Consider the following 16,297-nt stretch of genomic DNA (forward strand, 5'->3'; position numbering starts at 1 on the left):
GGCTTAGTCATGGGATGATTTTTATTGCTTCAATTGTTGTGGGCTAAAAATTAACCCAGATGCGTTGTAATGAAATCTTTAACTTGATTCACATCTGCATCAATATTCTCAACACGCTGCGGCTTAGACTTAATGTCTTTAAAAGCTGGTGGACATTCCGCAGGACGACCTAAAGCAATCTCAATGGTTTCTTCAAACTTAATTGGGAGCGCCGTCTCGAGCACGATCATTGGAATACCTGCTTGCAAATGCTCACGAGCCACTTTCACGCCATCAGCAGTATGTGTATCAATCATTACACCGTAGCGCTTATCAATGTCACGAATAGTTTCTAGGCGATTCTCATGAGTGCTACGACCTGATTGAAAGCCATACTTACCAAGCACCTTAAAGACTGCATCTTTGGAGATATCAAAGCCGCCCGCTTCATCAACCTGCTTGAACATAGCAGCTGTAGCTTTGCCATCTCGCTCCATAAAATCAAAAACAAAACGCTCAAAGTTGCTTGCTTTTGAAATATCCATGGATGGGCTGGAGGTATGTAAAGTTTCAGCTGACTTGCGTGCACGATAGACGCCAGTACGGAAGAACTCATCGAGTACATCATTCTCGTTAGTAGCGGCAATCAAATGCTCAATAGGCAAACCCATCATGCGAGCAATATGACCCGCACAAATGTTGCCAAAGTTGCCCGAAGGCACAGTGAATGAGACTTTCTCTGAGCTGGATTTAGTTGCCAGTAGGTAACCTTGGAAGTAATAGACCACCTGAGCCACTACACGACCCCAGTTAATAGAGTTCACTGTACCAATCTGATTCTTTGCTTTGAAAGCGTGATCATTGCTTACTGCCTTCACAATATCTTGGCAGTCATCAAAGACACCAGCCACTGCTAAGTTAAAAATATTCGGATCTTGTAAGGAGTACATTTGCGCAGATTGAAAAGCACTCATCTTGCCGCGAGGTGAAAGCATAAACACCTTCACGCCCTCTTTACCGCGCATTGCATATTCAGCGGCACTACCAGTATCACCAGAAGTTGCACCCAAAATATTGAGATGTTGACCTTTTTTCTTGAGAGCGTATTCAAAGAGATTGCCAAGCAACTGCATAGCCATGTCCTTGAAGGCCAAAGTAGGCCCATTTGAGAGACTTAAAAGGCCAATACGAGTTCCATGCTCTTCACCTAACCAATGTATCGGGGTAATGTCTTTAGCGTTGTCCTGCGGACGACCATTGCAGTAAACCTGCTCGGTATAAGTTTTACGCAAAAGTACGCGCAAATCAGCCGCAGGAATATCGTCGCAATATAGACTTAAAACTTCAAAAGCCAAATCGGCATAAGACAAACCGCGCCATGAATCCAGCTGCGCTGCAGTGACTTTTGGATATTGAACGGGCAAATACAAGCCACCATCAGGCGCCAACCCACCCAACAAAATTTCTAAGAAGGATTGTTGCGGACTATTGCCGCGAGTAGATTGGTAACGCATGTATTTTGCTGAGTTTTACTTAAGACAGATTTTCTAAACGGATCTTCACCACTTCACCGGCAACAGTTTTAAGAGCTTGAATCTCTTTAATTGCAGCAAGCATGTTCTTTTCTTTGGTTTCGTGAGTCAAGGCAACCAAATCAGTTTGACTTTCACCTTCATCAGCCTCCTTTTGCAAGAGAGCATCGATTGAAACACCATGTGAAGCCAAAATTTTGGTGATATCTGCCAATACGCCAGCTTGATCAGCTACACGCAAGCGCAGATAGTAACTAGTGGTGATCTCGCCAATTGGCAATACTGGTGTGTCATGTACTGCATCCGGCTGGAATGCCAAGTATGGAACGCGATGCTCAGCTTCAGCGCTGAGCAAACGGGTGATATCTACTAAGTCTGCAATTACAGCCGATGCCGTTGGCTCAGAGCCTGCGCCCTTACCGTAATACAAAGTTGTTCCAACGGCGTCGCCAAATACCTGCACCGCATTCATGGCGCCTTCAACGTTGGCAATCAAACGTTTAGATGGAATCAGTGTCGGGTGCACACGCAACTCAACACCAGTCGAAGTCTTCTTGGCAATACCAAGCAACTTGATGCGATATCCCAATTGCTCAGCGTACTTAATATCAATTGCGTCTAATTTAGTGATGCCCTCAATGTGCGCTTTTTCAAACTGCATTGGAATGCCAAATGCAATTGCGCTCATGATGGTTGCTTTATGCGCAGCATCAACACCTTCAATGTCAAAAGTAGGATCAGCTTCGGCATAACCCAAACGTTGCGCTTCTTTTAAAACAGTACCGAAATCCAAGCCTTTGTCACGCATCTCGGACAAGATGAAATTCGTTGTGCCATTAATGATGCCGGCAATCCATTCAATACGGTTCGCTGTTAAGCCCTCACGCAACGCTTTAATAATCGGAATACCGCCCGCAACAGCAGCTTCAAACGCAACCATCACACCCTTGGCATGCGCTGCTTTAAAAATCTCATTACCGTGCACAGCAATCAAAGCCTTGTTAGCTGTTACCACGTGCTTACCAGCAGCAATTGCCTCAAGAACCAAGTCCTTGGCAATGCCATAGCCACCAATCAACTCAACAACAATGTCGATCTCTGGGTTATTAATAACAGCACGAGCATCGTTTACAACTTGCGCACGATCCTTCACCAATTCTTTGGCACGTTCTACATTGAGGTCGGCAACAGTATTAATACGAATGCCACGACCAGCGCGTCGAGTAATCTCATCCTGGTTACGTTCGAGAACAGTGAATACGCCACCACCAACAGTGCCAATACCTAAAAGACCTACTTGAATCGGTTTCATGATGCCTTTGCTGCAGTTGAAGAAGCCTTACGGCTGTGCTTATTACGATAACGCTCCAGAAAACGTGCAAGACGGCCAATGGCCTCCTTGAGCACATCTTCGTGAGGCAAGAACACTACGCGGAAGTGATCAGGTTTACCCCAGTTAAAACCAGAGCCCTGCACTAACAATACTTTTTCTTCTTTTAAAAGATCAGCAACAAATTGTTGATCATCTTCAATTGGATAAACCTCTGGGTCTAACTTTGGAAATAAATACAAGGCTGACTTAGGTTTCACACAAGTGACACCTGGAATATCAGTAATCAGTTTCCAGGCGAGATCACGCTGCTTCGCAAGACGACCGCCTTCACCCACCAAGTCATTAATACTCTGATAACCGCCTAATGCGGTTTGTATCGCATATTGTCCCGGTACGTTTGCACACAAACGCATCGAGGCCAGCATGTTTAAACCTTCAATGTAATCGCGCACCATCTCTTTATCGCCGGAGACAATCATCCAGCCGGCACGATAGCCGCATGAACGGTAATTCTTAGAAAGGCCGTTAAAGGTAATGGTGACTACATCGGTCGACAAAGACGCTAGAGAAATATGCTTCTCGCCGTCGTACAACATTTTGTCGTAGATCTCATCGGCAAATAAAATTAAACCGTGCTCGCGAGCAATCTGGATCATCTCCATCAAGACTTCTTTTGAGTAGATTGCGCCAGTTGGATTATTTGGGTTAATTACGACAATCGCTTTAGTGCGAGGGGTAATTTTTTTACGCAAATCGTTTAAGTCTGGCTCCCAATCTTTGGACTCATCGCAGAGATAGTGCACAGGTGTACCACTCGACAAACTCACAGCAGCAGTCCACAAGGGGTAATCTGGTGTCGGCACCAAAACTTCATCGCCATCATTTAAGAGTGCATTCATCGATAACACGATGAGTTCAGAAACACCATTGCCGGTATAAACATCATCCAGAGTTACGCCTTGAATGCCTTTTTCTTGGCAATACTGCATGATTGCCTTACGAGCCGAAAAGATTCCTTTGGAATCGGAATAGGCTGAGGCATTGCTTAAATTACGAATCATGTCCAACTGAATCTCTTCAGGAGGATCAAAACCGAAAACCCCTACGTTTCCGATGTTTAATTTGATGATTTTGTGACCCTCTTCCTCCATGCGCTGAGCAAGCTCGAGCACCGGCCCACGTATGTCATAACAGACGTTATCGAGCTTTTGGGACTTTCGAATTGGTTTCACAATAAATTAAAGGGTAAGTTCTTGAAATATGAGAAAAAACAGCTAGCTATAATCCACATAATTATGACAGAGAGTCCACTTGAAGCTTCAATCTGACCCCTATTCCGGAGCGAATACGATCACTGGCTACGGCGATGGTTACGTAGAGATCAATAAGACTCCTTACGCCCATGCTGTTGTCCTAAGCTCGGATGGCGCCATCGCAGAGTGGGCAGCCCAGTCATTTGAGGACTTGGAAGCCCATCACTTCTCGCAACTCGTTGATTTAAAACCAGAATTAATCCTAATTGGTACGGGCAAACGTCAACGCTTTCCTAAACCAGAACTCGTAAAAGCCCTGATTTCCGCCAAAATTGGCTTTGAAATCATGGATTCTCAGGCTGCTTGCAGGACATACAACATCCTGGTGGGGGAAGGACGTCAGGTCCTTTTGGCGCTGATTGTGGAGCCCGTTTAATGCAATTTGGCCAAATTCGGCAGTCCTCGGCCCTGCATCCAGGCAAGATTTTGCTGTTGGCCATCATTTATGGCTTGCTGTGGTTTGGAACTCTCAACTATCGACACCTCATTCCATCGGATGAAGGACGCTATGCTGAGATCGCCCGAGAGATGCTCGTAACCGGCGACTGGATAACACCCCGCTATAACGGTTACAAGTATTTTGAAAAACCACCATTACAAGCGTGGGCTACTGCAGCAGCATTTCAAGTGTTTGGTATCGGCGATTGGCAAGCAAGATTTTGGACTGCGCTCACTGGCTTTCTCACCATTCTCTTAATTGGATTTACCGGCGCTCGAATTTATAACGCTCGAGCAGGATGGTTGGCCGCCGTTGTGTTGGCCTCAAGTCCGATGTGGGTCATCAGCGGTCACTTCAATTCACTTGATATGGGCTTGTCTGCTTTTTTAGTAGCCGCACTATGCAGTCTATTGCTTGCACAAACCTCACACAATAAAAGTAGTTGTCGAAATTGGATGTGGGCATGTTGGGCCTTCATGGCACTAGCCACCTTATCCAAAGGTGTTATTGGCGCTGCAATTCCGGCGATGGTATTTATTGCTTACTCCATTAGCACTTGGGATTGGAAGATCTGGACTCGACTCCGTTTATTTAGCGGAACTATTTTGTTCTTAGCAATCACTGCGCCTTGGTTTACTTTGGTGGCGCAGCGCAATCCTGAATTTTTAGAATTCTTCTTTATTCATGAGCATCTACAACGCTTCACACAGGACGCTCACAGCAGAACAGGTCCTATTTATTACTTTGTGCCACTGCTGCTGATTGGCCTACTGCCTTGGGCGCTTCAAATTCCCGGAGCTGTTGCACAGGCTTGGAGCGAGCGCCGCCGCGAGTTTTCTGCTGGCTGGTTATTGGTCTGCTGGTTTGTGGTGATTTTTGCGTTCTTTAGCGTCTCACGATCCAAATTGCCCGGCTACATCATCCCCGTATTTCCCGCGCTTGCTTTAATCATCGGCAATCGATTGGATCGCTTGCTCGGCCATACCAATACGATGGCGTTGCCCTGGAAATTACAAACAATAGGCTTCTCCATTTTGGGATGCATTGGGTTTTTCTTTTTGGATGCTATTGGTAAGCAAGCAAGACCTGATGAGATTGAGACTTATGCGCAATACACCTATTGGGTTATTGCTGCATTAACAGCACTAATCATTTTTAGCGCATATGCAGCATGGCAAAGCAAGCGAAATGGCATTCAAAGTATCGTGAGTTTTGCTTGCGGATTTTTTCTCTGCGCCATCATCGCAGGCACAGGTCATGAAACATTAGGTCGCGCCGTCTCTGGCATTGATCTCGTAGAACGAGTGAAAGCATCTATTCCTGAAAAGGTGAATTTTTATTCTGTTCGTCTTTTAGACCACACTGTGCCGTTTTATTTGGGCAGAACGATGATCATGGTTGAAGCTCCTGATGAACTCGAGTTTGGCGTCAAGCAAGAACCCGATCTATGGATGCCAACCCTGGATGCATTTATTACTCACTGGAAAGAAGATCAAACTGCCTATGCCCTCATGGTTCCAGAGCAATTTGAAGCACTGAAGGCTCAGAATTTTCCAATGCAAGAAGTTGATCGCGATTCTCGTAGAGTCATTGTGAAACACCCAGAAGCTTCGCATTAGGCCATTAAAGTAATATAAGACATCATGTCAGACTCTAATCAACCATTTATCCCCTTTACGCGCCCTAGCTTCAATCAAGAAACGATTGATGCTGTTTCGGAAGTATTGCGTTCCGGCTGGGTGACATCAGGACCCAAGTTGGCAGAGTTTGAAGCAACTTTAAGCAACTACTTTGGCGGACGCCCGGTACGCTGTTTTGCTAATGGCACTGCAACGATGAAGATTGCGCTCCAGGTCGCAGGCATTGGAGAAGGTGACGAGGTCATCACGACGCCCATCTCTTGGGTGGCAACATCAAACGTCATTTTGAGCGTAGGCGCCAAACCGGTGTTTGTAGATATTGATCCGGTCACACGCAATATTGATCTCAATAAAGTTTCGGCTGCAATCACACCAAAGACACGAGCAATCATGCCCGTCTATTTAGCTGGCCTACCTGTTGATATGGATCAGCTCTATGCATTGGCCAAACAACACAATCTGCGCGTAATCGAAGATGCTGCACAAGCCTTTGGCTCCCAATGGCAAGGCAAAAGGATTGGTAGCTTTGGTGACTTAGTCAGCTTTAGCTTTCAGGCCAACAAGAATCTCACCACTGTTGAAGGTGGTTGCCTTGTTCTCAATAATGCAGATGAAGCAAAGCTTGCCGAGAAATTCCGTCTTCAGGGATTAACCCGTCAAGGCATGGACGGCATGGACGTCGATGTATTGGGTGGCAAAGATAATTTGACCGATGTGAATGCAGCAATTGGTCTTGAACAACTCAAGCAGCTGCCTTCATATCAAGCGCGTCGTGCTGCGCTTGCTCAACAATACTTTGATGTCATTCGCGCTGAATTGAAATCTGCTGGATTGGAAAGTTTGAAATTAGAGCTTCCAGTTGAAAACTTTACTGAAAGTAACTGGCACATGTTCCAAGTAGTTTTGCCGCTAGATCAGCTAAATACAGATCGCGCCCAAGTCATGACTGAGCTAAAAGATCTGGGCATTGGCACTGGCGTTCATTACCCTGCTATTACAGGTTTTACTCTGTATAAAAACCAAGGTTATAAAACCTCTGACACACCAATCGCAGAACGGATTGGCAAATCCATCCTCACACTTCCTTTATTCCCCGCAATGGCAGATGAAGATATTGGCCGTATAGCCAAGGGATTAGTCGGAATTTTGCAGAAATACCGCAAAAACTAGCGTTATTGGGGTTGAGCCCTGAGAATCAGGCAAAATTGCTGCATGACTGCCAATTTAGTTGCCAACCCAACACTCAGCATTGTTATTCCCGTCTACAACGAGGAAGATGGTCTCCAAGCTCTCTTTGATCGCCTCTACCCGGCGCTAGATACGCTGGCCGCTAAACGCAACATTACTTACGAAATCGTTTTTGTAAACGATGGCAGCAAAGATCGCTCCGCCGGAATTCTTTCTAAGCAGGTGGAATTGCGTCCCGATGTCACTCGCGCAGTTTTATTTCATAGCAACTTTGGTCAACATATGGCGATCATGGCTGGCTTTGAATACGCCAAAGGCGAATACATCATCACCCTAGATGCCGACTTACAAAATCCACCGGAAGAGATTGATGCACTCACTGAGCAACTTTTAAAAGGTCATGATTACGTCGGCACGATACGCGCCGATCGCCAGGACAGCCTCTTCAGAAAGTTCGCTTCACGCGCCATGAATCGATTGCGTGAAAATATAACCCGCATCACAATGACTGATCAAGGCTGCATGTTGCGTGGCTATAGCCGTCGCATTGTTGATCTTGTTCGCCAATGCGACGAGAGCAATACTTTTATTCCGGCCCTGGCTTACACCTTCTCTGCCAACCCAGTTGAGATCTCTGTTAAGCATGAGGAGCGGTTTGCTGGTGAATCTAAATACACCCTGTATCAACTCATTCGTCTGAACTTTGATCTTGTCACCGGCTTCTCAATCATGCCATTGCAGATCTTTTCGATCCTCGGTATGCTTTTATCCCTTGCTGCTGGCAGCCTTTTCGCTTACCTACTAGTACGTCGCTTCGTTTTAGGCGCAGAGGTTGAGGGGGTATTTACCCTCTTCGCGCTGACCTTCTTCCTCATTGGTGTCATGCTCTTTGGGCTTGGTCTTTTGGGTGAATACATTGGTCGTATTTATCAGCAAATTCGCAAACGTCCACGTTATGTTGTGCAGACTGTTTTAGAGAAAAAATAATTGCACGCAGTCGTCTTTGCTTATCACGATGTAGGCGTTAATTGCCTAAAGGCACTTCTTGGTGCCGGCATACAAGTTGACCTCGTAGTCACCCATCAAGATGATCCCAATGAAAATGTTTGGTTCGGGAGTGTAGCCAAGCTGTGTGCTGAGAGAAATATTCCTTACATCACACCCAATACAAATGAATTGGTAGACCTCATTCCAAAGCTTCAGGCGCTTGCACCGGATTATATTTTTTCTTTCTACTATCGCTTCATGATTCCGGAGCAGATATTGAAGTGCGCAAAAATTGCTGCACTTAATATGCATGGCTCACTTCTACCAAAATATCGTGGGCGTGCACCAGTGAATTGGGCCATCCTGCATGGCGAAACCGAAACCGGCGCAACCTTGCACGTGATGGAAGCAAAGCCAGACGCTGGGGATATTGTTGGACAAGCAGCCGTCAACATCGACCCAGACGAAACCGCGACCGACGTATTTGGCAAAGTCAGCCAGGCCGCAGTGACTGTTATTGAACAAGCTCTACCGAGCCTTATAAAGGGAATCGTTCCTCGCAAGCCTAACGAACTCCAAAAAGGCAGCTATTTTGGCGGCAGAAAGCCCGCAGATGGCCAAATTCACTGGAATCAGACTGCCAAACAAGTACACGACCTGGTTAGGGCCGTTGCCCCACCCTATCCGGGCGCCTTTACAAACCATGAGGGCAAAGTCATGATTGTTGCCCGCACCAGCCTAAATGGGCCATTTCCAGCCAATCTCGATCTTGGGGTTTGCGGCATCCAAGTGGTTGATAATCGGGTATTCGGCATTTGCGGCAATCGCCAAGCAGTAGAAATCTTGGAATGGTTGCCAGCAAGCAAATAAATTAGATTAAAACGAGGCAGTAAAGATGAAAAAAGTACTCATTCTTGGTGTTAACGGTTTTATTGGTCACCACCTTTCCAAGCGCATTCTCGAGACAACCGATTGGGATGTCTATGGCATGGATATGCAAAATGATCGCCTTGGTGACTTAATTAATCATCCGCGTATGCACTTCTTTGAAGGTGATATCACCATCAATAAAGAATGGGTTGAGTATCACATTCGTAAATGCGATGTCATCTTGCCTTTGGTTGCTATTGCCACACCAGCAACTTATGTTCAGCAGCCACTCAAAGTGTTTGAGCTCGATTTTGAAGCAAACCTTCCAATCGTGCGCTCTGCAGTGAAATACAAAAAGCATTTGGTATTTCCATCCACATCTGAAGTGTATGGAATGTGCGAGGATGGCGAATTTGATCCCGCTAAATCCAATATGGTTTACGGCCCAATCAATAAGCCACGCTGGATCTATGCTTGCTCTAAACAATTGATGGATCGCGTGATTTGGGGCTACGGCATGGAAGGTCTCCGCTTTACCCTATTCCGTCCATTTAACTGGATTGGCCCTGGTCTCGATAGTATCTACACACCAAAAGAAGGCTCTTCCCGCGTAGTGACTCAGTTCTTGGGTCACATTGTTCGCGGCGAATCTATCAACGTGGTTGATGGTGGCGCGCAGAAACGTGCCTTTACTTATGTTGATGATGGTATCGATGCCTTAATGCGCATCATCGACAACAAAGATGGTGTTGCTAACGGCAAGATCTACAACATCGGCAATCCAAAAAATAATCACTCTATTCGCGAACTAGCAAATCAGATGTTAGAAATTGCTCGCAGCATTCCTGAATATGCGAAGACTGCAAATGAAGTGAAGATTGTAGAAACCACTTCTGGCGCCTACTATGGCGAAGGCTATCAAGACGTTCAAAATCGTGTGCCAGCGATTGATAACACGATGAGCGAACTGGGTTGGAAACCAACCACCACTATGTCCGATGCGCTCAAGAATATTTTTGAAGCTTATCGTGAAGATGTAGAAAAAGCGCGCACCTTAGTAGATAAAGAATAAGAGAAAGTAAACCTCAAGCTTCATGGCTAAGATTGCTCTCAAGGTTGATGTTGATACTTTACGTGGCACTAAAGAAGGCGTACCGAATCTAGCTCGTACCCTGGAGCGCTTTGGACTTAAGGCGACCTTTCTCTTTAGCCTTGGTCCCGATCACACCGGTTGGGCCTTAAAGCGCGTTTTCCGCCCAGGCTTTCTGAAAAAAGTGAGTCGAACTTCTGTTGTAGAGCACTACGGCATTAAGACATTGCTCTATGGTGTTCTACTCCCGGGACCAGACATCGGCAAGAAGGCTGCAGCAGAAATGCGCGCCATTGATCAAGCGGGTCATGAGACTGGCATTCACACCTGGGATCACGTTACCTGGCAAGATGCAGTTCGTACTCAAGATACGCAATGGACAAAGTCCATGATGCAAAAAAGCTGGGATCGATTTGTGGAGATTTTTGGTCATGCACCAGTAACTTATGGCGCCGCTGGATGGCAAATGAATTCGGCAGCCTTTGAACAGCTCGATCAATGGGGGATTGCTTACTCTTCTGATGGTAGAGCCGAACCCAATCTTGTACCCTATCGCCTTGAGCTACCTTCTGGCAAAGCAAGACATGTTCAATACCCAACAACACTCCCTACTTTTGATGAGCTGATTGGCATCGATGGTACTGATGAGTTTGGTGCAGTCAAAAAGCTTTTAGAGATTACTCAAAGCAATCCCAACGACCAAGTGTTCACGCTACACGCTGAGCTAGAAGGTCAAAAGTTATTACCCGCATTTGAGCAGCTATTAGCTGGATGGCTAAATCAAGGTCACGATCTCGTCACGATGGGCGAGCTTCATAAATCCTGGGAAGCCACCAAACAACTCGATAAAATAGCTGTATTACCGCTTACATGGGGTGAAATACCTAACCGTAGTGGCGAATTAATCATTCAAAATAACTAATAATTCAATAAGCATTAGAGACAACCAACGAAAGATCATCATGACAGTAGCTATCGGTAAACCTATGCCGCAGTGCGCAATTCCAGCAACCTCTGGATTGACATTTTCACCTGCATCCGCAAAAGGCAAAAAGCTAGTTCTTTATTTCTACCCTAAAGATATGACTCCTGGCTGCACAGCCGAGTCCGGGGAATTTAGAGACAATATTGAAGCATTCACTAAGGCCAATACTCTGGTGGTAGGGGTTTCCCGAGATAGCCTCAAGTCACACGACAACTTCCGCAGCAAGTTAGAGCTTCCATTTGAGCTAGTTGCCGATACCGAAGAAAAGCTTTGTCAGATCTTTGGTGTAATGAAAATGAAGAATATGTATGGCAAACAAGTCCGTGGCGTAGAGCGCAGCACCTTCTTATTTGACTCCTCCGGGAATCTGGTGAAAGAGTGGCGTGGACTTAAAGTTCCAGGTCATGTGACAGAGGTATTACAAGCAGCCCAAGCCACCAAATAATTTTTACAACAATTTGTTCTGAGGTGCTTGCAAACCCCAAAATTTGGGGTAAAGTGATTCATATGCACCGTAAACGACGGGAAAGTCTGACAATCCGTTTGAATCAGAAACCTGAATATCTCAGATCAGGTACGGAGAGTAACCCCCTCAGTTTTTCAGTCCTCGCGGTAACCAGTTTCGTAATAAACCGTCAATGCACTCCGCTTGGCGGTTTTTTCTTTTAGGAGAGTCCATGCCACTGCCCCCAATCCCCACTCAAATTGCTGATCAAGTGAAGCTCAGTCGCAAAGATACTCCCGACTTAAAGAAGCGCCCTGCCCCAGCAAAACCGGTGGTAGTAGAAGCAGTTGATTGGACCAATGATGTAGAAGAAGATTTAACTGAGGCAGAAGTGGCTCTCGAAAAAATCAAACTGGACCGAAGCCCAATTCGAAGCGAGAACAAAACTCCTGCACCCGCAAAACCAAAACGCGTCATTCGTACAGGACCTCCAAGCCTATTTGTTTTGGATACCAATGTACTTATGCATGATCCGAGCTCCCTATTCCGCTTTTCAGAGCACGATCTGTATTTACCAATGACAACTCTAGAAGAGTTGGATAACCATAAAAAGGGAATGACTGAGGTAGCACGCAATGCCCGTACTGTCAGCAGATCTCTGGACCAACTTATTGCCGGCACAAGCGGCACCCTAGATGAAGGCATTCCGCTCAATAAGCTAGGCAATCAAGATGTTACTGGTCGTCTCTTCTTCCAAACAAAACTTGCTACACAAGCATTACCCGAAGGCCTTCCTGAAGGCAAAGGCGATAACTTGATTTTGGCAGTAGTGAGCGAGTTGCAAAAAACTCGCAAGGGCCAAGAAGTAGTGTTGGTATCCAAAGACATCAACATGCGCATCAAGGCGCGCGCATTAGGATTGCCTGCTGAAGATTATTTCAATGACCAGGTTTTAGAAGATCGCGACTTGATGTATGCCGGCGTCATGGCATTGCCAGCAGATTTTTGGCCTAAGCATGGTAAGGACATGGAAAGCTGGGCTGATTCTAAATCAGGCACGATGTTCTACCGAGTGACTGGACCCTCTGTGAATAGCATGCTGGTAAACCAATTTGTTTATCAAGAAAATCCGGATGGCTCAACACCGTTTTATGCCCAAGTAAAAGAAATTAATGGCAAAACTGCCCTTCTGCAGACATTGCGAGACTTCTCTCATCAGAAGAACAATGTATGGAGTGTTACTGCCCGCAACCGCGAGCAAAACTTTGCCATGAATCTGCTGATGAACCCAGATGTGGACTTTGTAACCCTGCTAGGACAAGCGGGAACCGGCAAGACCTTACTGGCATTAGCGGCCGGCCTAGAGCAGGTTCTCGATAGCAAGCGTTACAACGAGATCATCATCACCCGCGCTACTGTACCTGTTGGTGAAGACATTGGCTTCCTACCAGGCACTGAAGAAGAAAAGATGCAGCCTTGGATGGGTGCATTTGATGACAACCTCGAAGTTCTGCAACGCAATGATGATGGTGCTGGCGAATGGGGTCGTGCTGCCACTCAGGAATTAATTCGCTCACGCATCAAAGTAAAAAGTATGAACTTTATGCGCGGCAGAACATTTGTCAGCAAGTTCGTCATTATTGATGAAGCACAAAACTTAACTCCAAAGCAAATGAAAACTTTAGTTACTCGGGCAGGCCCAGGAACCAAAATTGTTTGCTTAGGAAACATCGCTCAGATCGACACTCCATACTTAACCGAGGGCTCCTCCGGCTTAACTTACGTAGTTGATCGCTTCAAGGGTTGGCGTCATGGTGGTCACGTGACTCTGGCTCGAGGTGAGCGCTCCCGTCTTGCGGATCATGCTGCAGACGCACTCTAAGCAAACATCCTCATGCCGCACTCTTATTGGGTGCGGCATTTTTATTTGCAGCTTACTCATCCTAGACGGATGCAGCACATTCAGTACAAAGTCCAGCACCTCAAAGGTTGCGCAATTTAAGCAAGACACCAGTGTTGGAACTGAAGATATCTCAATTGCTGCGGTAGGCTTGGTAGATGTGCCTTATCGATATGGCGGCAATACGCCTAAGGGCGGCTTTGATTGCAGCGGGCTGATTGTTTATGTTTATAGCAAAGCGGCTGGCATCAAGCTTCCACGCACTATCCAGCTAATGAGTAGCAAAGGAAGAGGTATTGAGGGGCAACCTCCAGCACCAGGCGACCTGGTGTTCTTTAATACCACTGGCGAAAGATATTCTCATGCGGGGATCTATGTGGGCCAAGGTAGATTTGTGCATGCTCCAAGCGCTGGCGGCACAGTACGCCTTGACTACATTACTTCACCCTATTGGGCGGCGAAGTTTACTGAAGCACGCAGAATGGTGCCTCAGTAATCCATTAAAGACCGACTGTATAAGTTGCCATAACAGTCGTCGAAGTAACCGCCTGGTAAGCCTCTTGACGATAAATGCCGTTTAGGCCAAGCCGCTCTCTTGCACTCAGATCATAAAAAACACCCAGACTTGCAGTAGGGCGGACTGTGCGGTAATTATTATTCATGGCGATATTGAATTCACCATTTCCGGAGGTGATGAGATTACCAACACTCGCGTTAACATCTTTTTCAGCACCAGCACTTACAACAATATTAGTTTTTTCATTTAACTTATGAGCACCAATTAATCCTGCAAGCGTAGTAGTTGTGTAGTTACTGATTGAATTGTAGGTAAGCGGACTAGATACTGTTGATGATTGCGCCTCAGCATATCCATTCATGCCACCCAATACATAGCGCATACCTGCATACGGGGAGACGACGGTTTTGTTTCCTAAACCAAAGCCATATTTGAGAACCCCAAGAGCGCCCTGTGAAGTTAATGCAGTAGATCCTGAGCCTGGCTCTGAAACGCCAACAACAGGTCGTGTCAGTGTGGCATTTTTACTCGCATAACCAGCAGCGAGCTTTGCCTCTAGGCCAGTACCATCGGTATTTTGATTCCACACACCGAACACACCCACCATTGGGGTGCCATTGCTCAGTTGCGCAACGCCACCAGGGGTGCTTTGAGAAAGGCTTTGATCCAAATAACCACCAATACGTAAATTTTCTGAAAAGCGGTAAGCACCAATCACTAAGGCGCTAGTAGTGTTATCAGGATAGCCACTCACATTGGTATAGCGACCGCCAGCAGAAACGCAGATATTGCGATTACCAAATAATGGGCAGTCATAAGTCATACCATTAATGACCCCGGCAGACTGCATCGCAAATAAGCCCTGCAATGAAGTTCCGAAAGATGCTAAAGCGGTCTGGGTATCAAAATTAGTAGGCGCAATAATATAAGACTCCGCTGCCAAAGTAGCTTTGAGCTCAGAAAGAAGTGTTGCAGGCGCTGCCGTAGGAGTCACAGCCTGTGGAAGAGGTTTAATCACCAAATCAGTTTGGTTTGCTGGACCACCAACGCGATGCACTAATGCCCAGACATAAGAATTACCACCCGAGGTAAATGTTCCGTATGAATTACCAAGGTTATTGATCTTGAAGCCATTTAATACAGTTGCATAAGTAGTGTTGTAAGCGAGCGTAGAGTTGCTTGCAATATTAAAGTTCATCACCCCCGTTACTGTTCCGCCGCTGATATCCAATTTACCGAAATTGGTTGGACTCGCAACAATCGCGTTGTAGTTGACAGGCAAAACACCAGAGTAAGTCAAAGGATTTGAGCCGCCCTGAGAGTTGGTGAGATTGAGGATATTGCCGGTGTTATAGATTCCAAATGAATTGGCGCCTGAAGCGGTAATTGTTCCCGTATTCTCTATCGTGACAGATCCAACACCTGAAGTATGAATACCATAAGCGGCAGCTCCTGTAGTTATTATGGTGCCGCTATTGTTAATAGAGTTAATGACACTTGAATTTGCAGCGCCAGAAATTAACCTAATGCCAGCAGCGCCAGCACCCGCAGTCTGAATAGCTCCTGAGCCAGGACTCGAGGATGTATATATATTAGAGATCGTATTAGTAGTAGAACTTGCGTTGGTAGCACTAACGTAAATACCGGCTGCATTAGTGCCGCCCGTATAGATGGTCCCATTATTTAAAATGGCGCTACCGCCAGACTGATTTCTTCCATTTGCGCCTGAAGAGATGCCATAACCATAGTAGAACTGGCTAGTATTAAGATTGCCATTATTGGTGACGTTCGCACCGCTACCCAATCCAATCGTCGAACCATTGATCACCAGTGATGCTCCGGAATTTACAGTAACGCTGACGTTATTTCCAACGGTTGTTGAGCCCTGGCTAGAGATTACACCCGCAGATGTTGTTCCTGAAGCTGCACAGACAACCACAGATCCGTTTGTATCTGGCGTGTAGTTATCGCAACTACCAACAGCAAAGGCGGTTGATGAAAACATGATTGCGATTGCAATCGAAGATAGAGCCCGAAAAATATGGATGCAAAGAGACTGATAGGTCATCGTATTGGTCT

General features: G+C 46.1%; 13 protein-coding genes and 1 pseudogene. 10 read left to right on the forward strand and 4 right to left on the reverse strand.

The window, feature by feature from the left end; genetic code table 11:
- Positions 1-50 precede the first annotated feature (50 nt).
- From thrC to ICN19_RS02355, 3 genes are read right to left on the reverse strand one after another with little or no spacing between them, the layout of a single operon-like run.
- The gene (thrC, locus tag ICN19_RS02345; protein ID WP_216245435.1) at positions 51-1,493 is read right to left on the reverse strand and encodes a threonine synthase; all 1,443 of its coding nucleotides are present in this window, start codon (positions 1,491-1,493) and stop codon (positions 51-53) included.
- A gap of 19 nt (positions 1,494-1,512) precedes the next feature.
- The gene (locus tag ICN19_RS02350; RefSeq protein ID WP_216245436.1) at positions 1,513-2,823 is read right to left on the reverse strand and encodes a homoserine dehydrogenase; all 1,311 of its coding nucleotides are present in this window, start codon (positions 2,821-2,823) and stop codon (positions 1,513-1,515) included.
- On the reverse strand, positions 2,820-4,076 hold the full coding sequence (locus tag ICN19_RS02355; protein ID WP_216245438.1) for an aminotransferase class I/II-fold pyridoxal phosphate-dependent enzyme: 1,257 nt from the start codon (positions 4,074-4,076) through the stop codon (positions 2,820-2,822). The genes ICN19_RS02350 and ICN19_RS02355 overlap by 4 nt, the downstream gene beginning before the upstream one ends.
- Before the next feature lie 79 nt (positions 4,077-4,155).
- Here ICN19_RS02355 and ICN19_RS02360 point away from each other — a divergent pair, with 79 nt between their 5' ends.
- The 10 genes and pseudogenes from ICN19_RS02360 to ICN19_RS02405 all read left to right on the forward strand — a co-directional run.
- Positions 4,156-4,533 (forward strand): Mth938-like domain-containing protein, encoded by a 378-nt coding sequence (locus tag ICN19_RS02360; protein ID WP_216245440.1) that lies wholly within the window; start codon positions 4,156-4,158, stop codon positions 4,531-4,533.
- Entirely contained in the window at positions 4,533-6,215 is a 1,683-nt protein-coding gene (locus ICN19_RS02365; RefSeq protein WP_216245442.1) for a glycosyltransferase family 39 protein, read from the forward strand. Before ICN19_RS02360 ends, ICN19_RS02365 begins: the two co-directional genes overlap by 1 nt.
- A 24-nt stretch (positions 6,216-6,239) precedes the next feature.
- On the forward strand, positions 6,240-7,406 hold the full coding sequence (locus tag ICN19_RS02370) for a DegT/DnrJ/EryC1/StrS aminotransferase family protein (protein WP_216245444.1): 1,167 nt from the start codon (positions 6,240-6,242) through the stop codon (positions 7,404-7,406).
- Between the two features lie 42 nt (positions 7,407-7,448).
- On the forward strand, positions 7,449-8,411 hold the full coding sequence (locus ICN19_RS02375; RefSeq protein ID WP_216245446.1) for a glycosyltransferase: 963 nt from the start codon (positions 7,449-7,451) through the stop codon (positions 8,409-8,411).
- Entirely contained in the window at positions 8,412-9,281 is an 870-nt protein-coding gene (locus ICN19_RS02380) for a formyltransferase (protein ID WP_216245448.1), read from the forward strand.
- A gap of 25 nt (positions 9,282-9,306) precedes the next feature.
- On the forward strand, positions 9,307-10,353 hold the full coding sequence (locus tag ICN19_RS02385) for a bifunctional UDP-4-keto-pentose/UDP-xylose synthase (protein WP_216245449.1): 1,047 nt from the start codon (positions 9,307-9,309) through the stop codon (positions 10,351-10,353).
- 22 nt (positions 10,354-10,375) lie between these two features.
- Entirely contained in the window at positions 10,376-11,293 is a 918-nt protein-coding gene (locus ICN19_RS02390) for a polysaccharide deacetylase family protein (RefSeq protein ID WP_216245459.1), read from the forward strand.
- 40 nt (positions 11,294-11,333) lie between these two features.
- Positions 11,334-11,801: a peroxiredoxin gene (locus tag ICN19_RS02395; RefSeq protein WP_216245461.1), complete on the forward strand. Its 468-nt coding sequence runs from the start codon at positions 11,334-11,336 to the stop codon at positions 11,799-11,801.
- A 232-nt stretch (positions 11,802-12,033) separates the two neighbouring features.
- Positions 12,034-13,683, forward strand: coding sequence for a PhoH family protein (locus ICN19_RS02400; protein ID WP_216245463.1), 1,650 nt, complete (start codon positions 12,034-12,036; stop codon positions 13,681-13,683).
- Positions 13,684-13,807: 124 nt separating this feature from the next.
- A pseudogene (locus ICN19_RS02405) lies at positions 13,808-14,191 on the forward strand (C40 family peptidase); the annotation flags it as partial.
- A 10-nt stretch (positions 14,192-14,201) separates the two neighbouring features.
- Here ICN19_RS02405 and ICN19_RS02410 read toward each other — a convergent pair.
- Positions 14,202-16,223 carry an autotransporter domain-containing protein gene (locus tag ICN19_RS02410; RefSeq protein ID WP_216245467.1) on the reverse strand — a complete coding sequence of 674 codons (2,022 nt, stop codon included), beginning with the start codon at positions 16,221-16,223 and terminating at the stop codon, positions 14,202-14,204.
- Positions 16,224-16,297 lie beyond the last annotated feature (74 nt).

The sequence above is a fragment of the Polynucleobacter sp. AP-Capit-er-40B-B4 genome, from assembly GCF_018882245.1.
GTDB lineage: Bacteria > Pseudomonadota > Gammaproteobacteria > Burkholderiales > Burkholderiaceae > Polynucleobacter.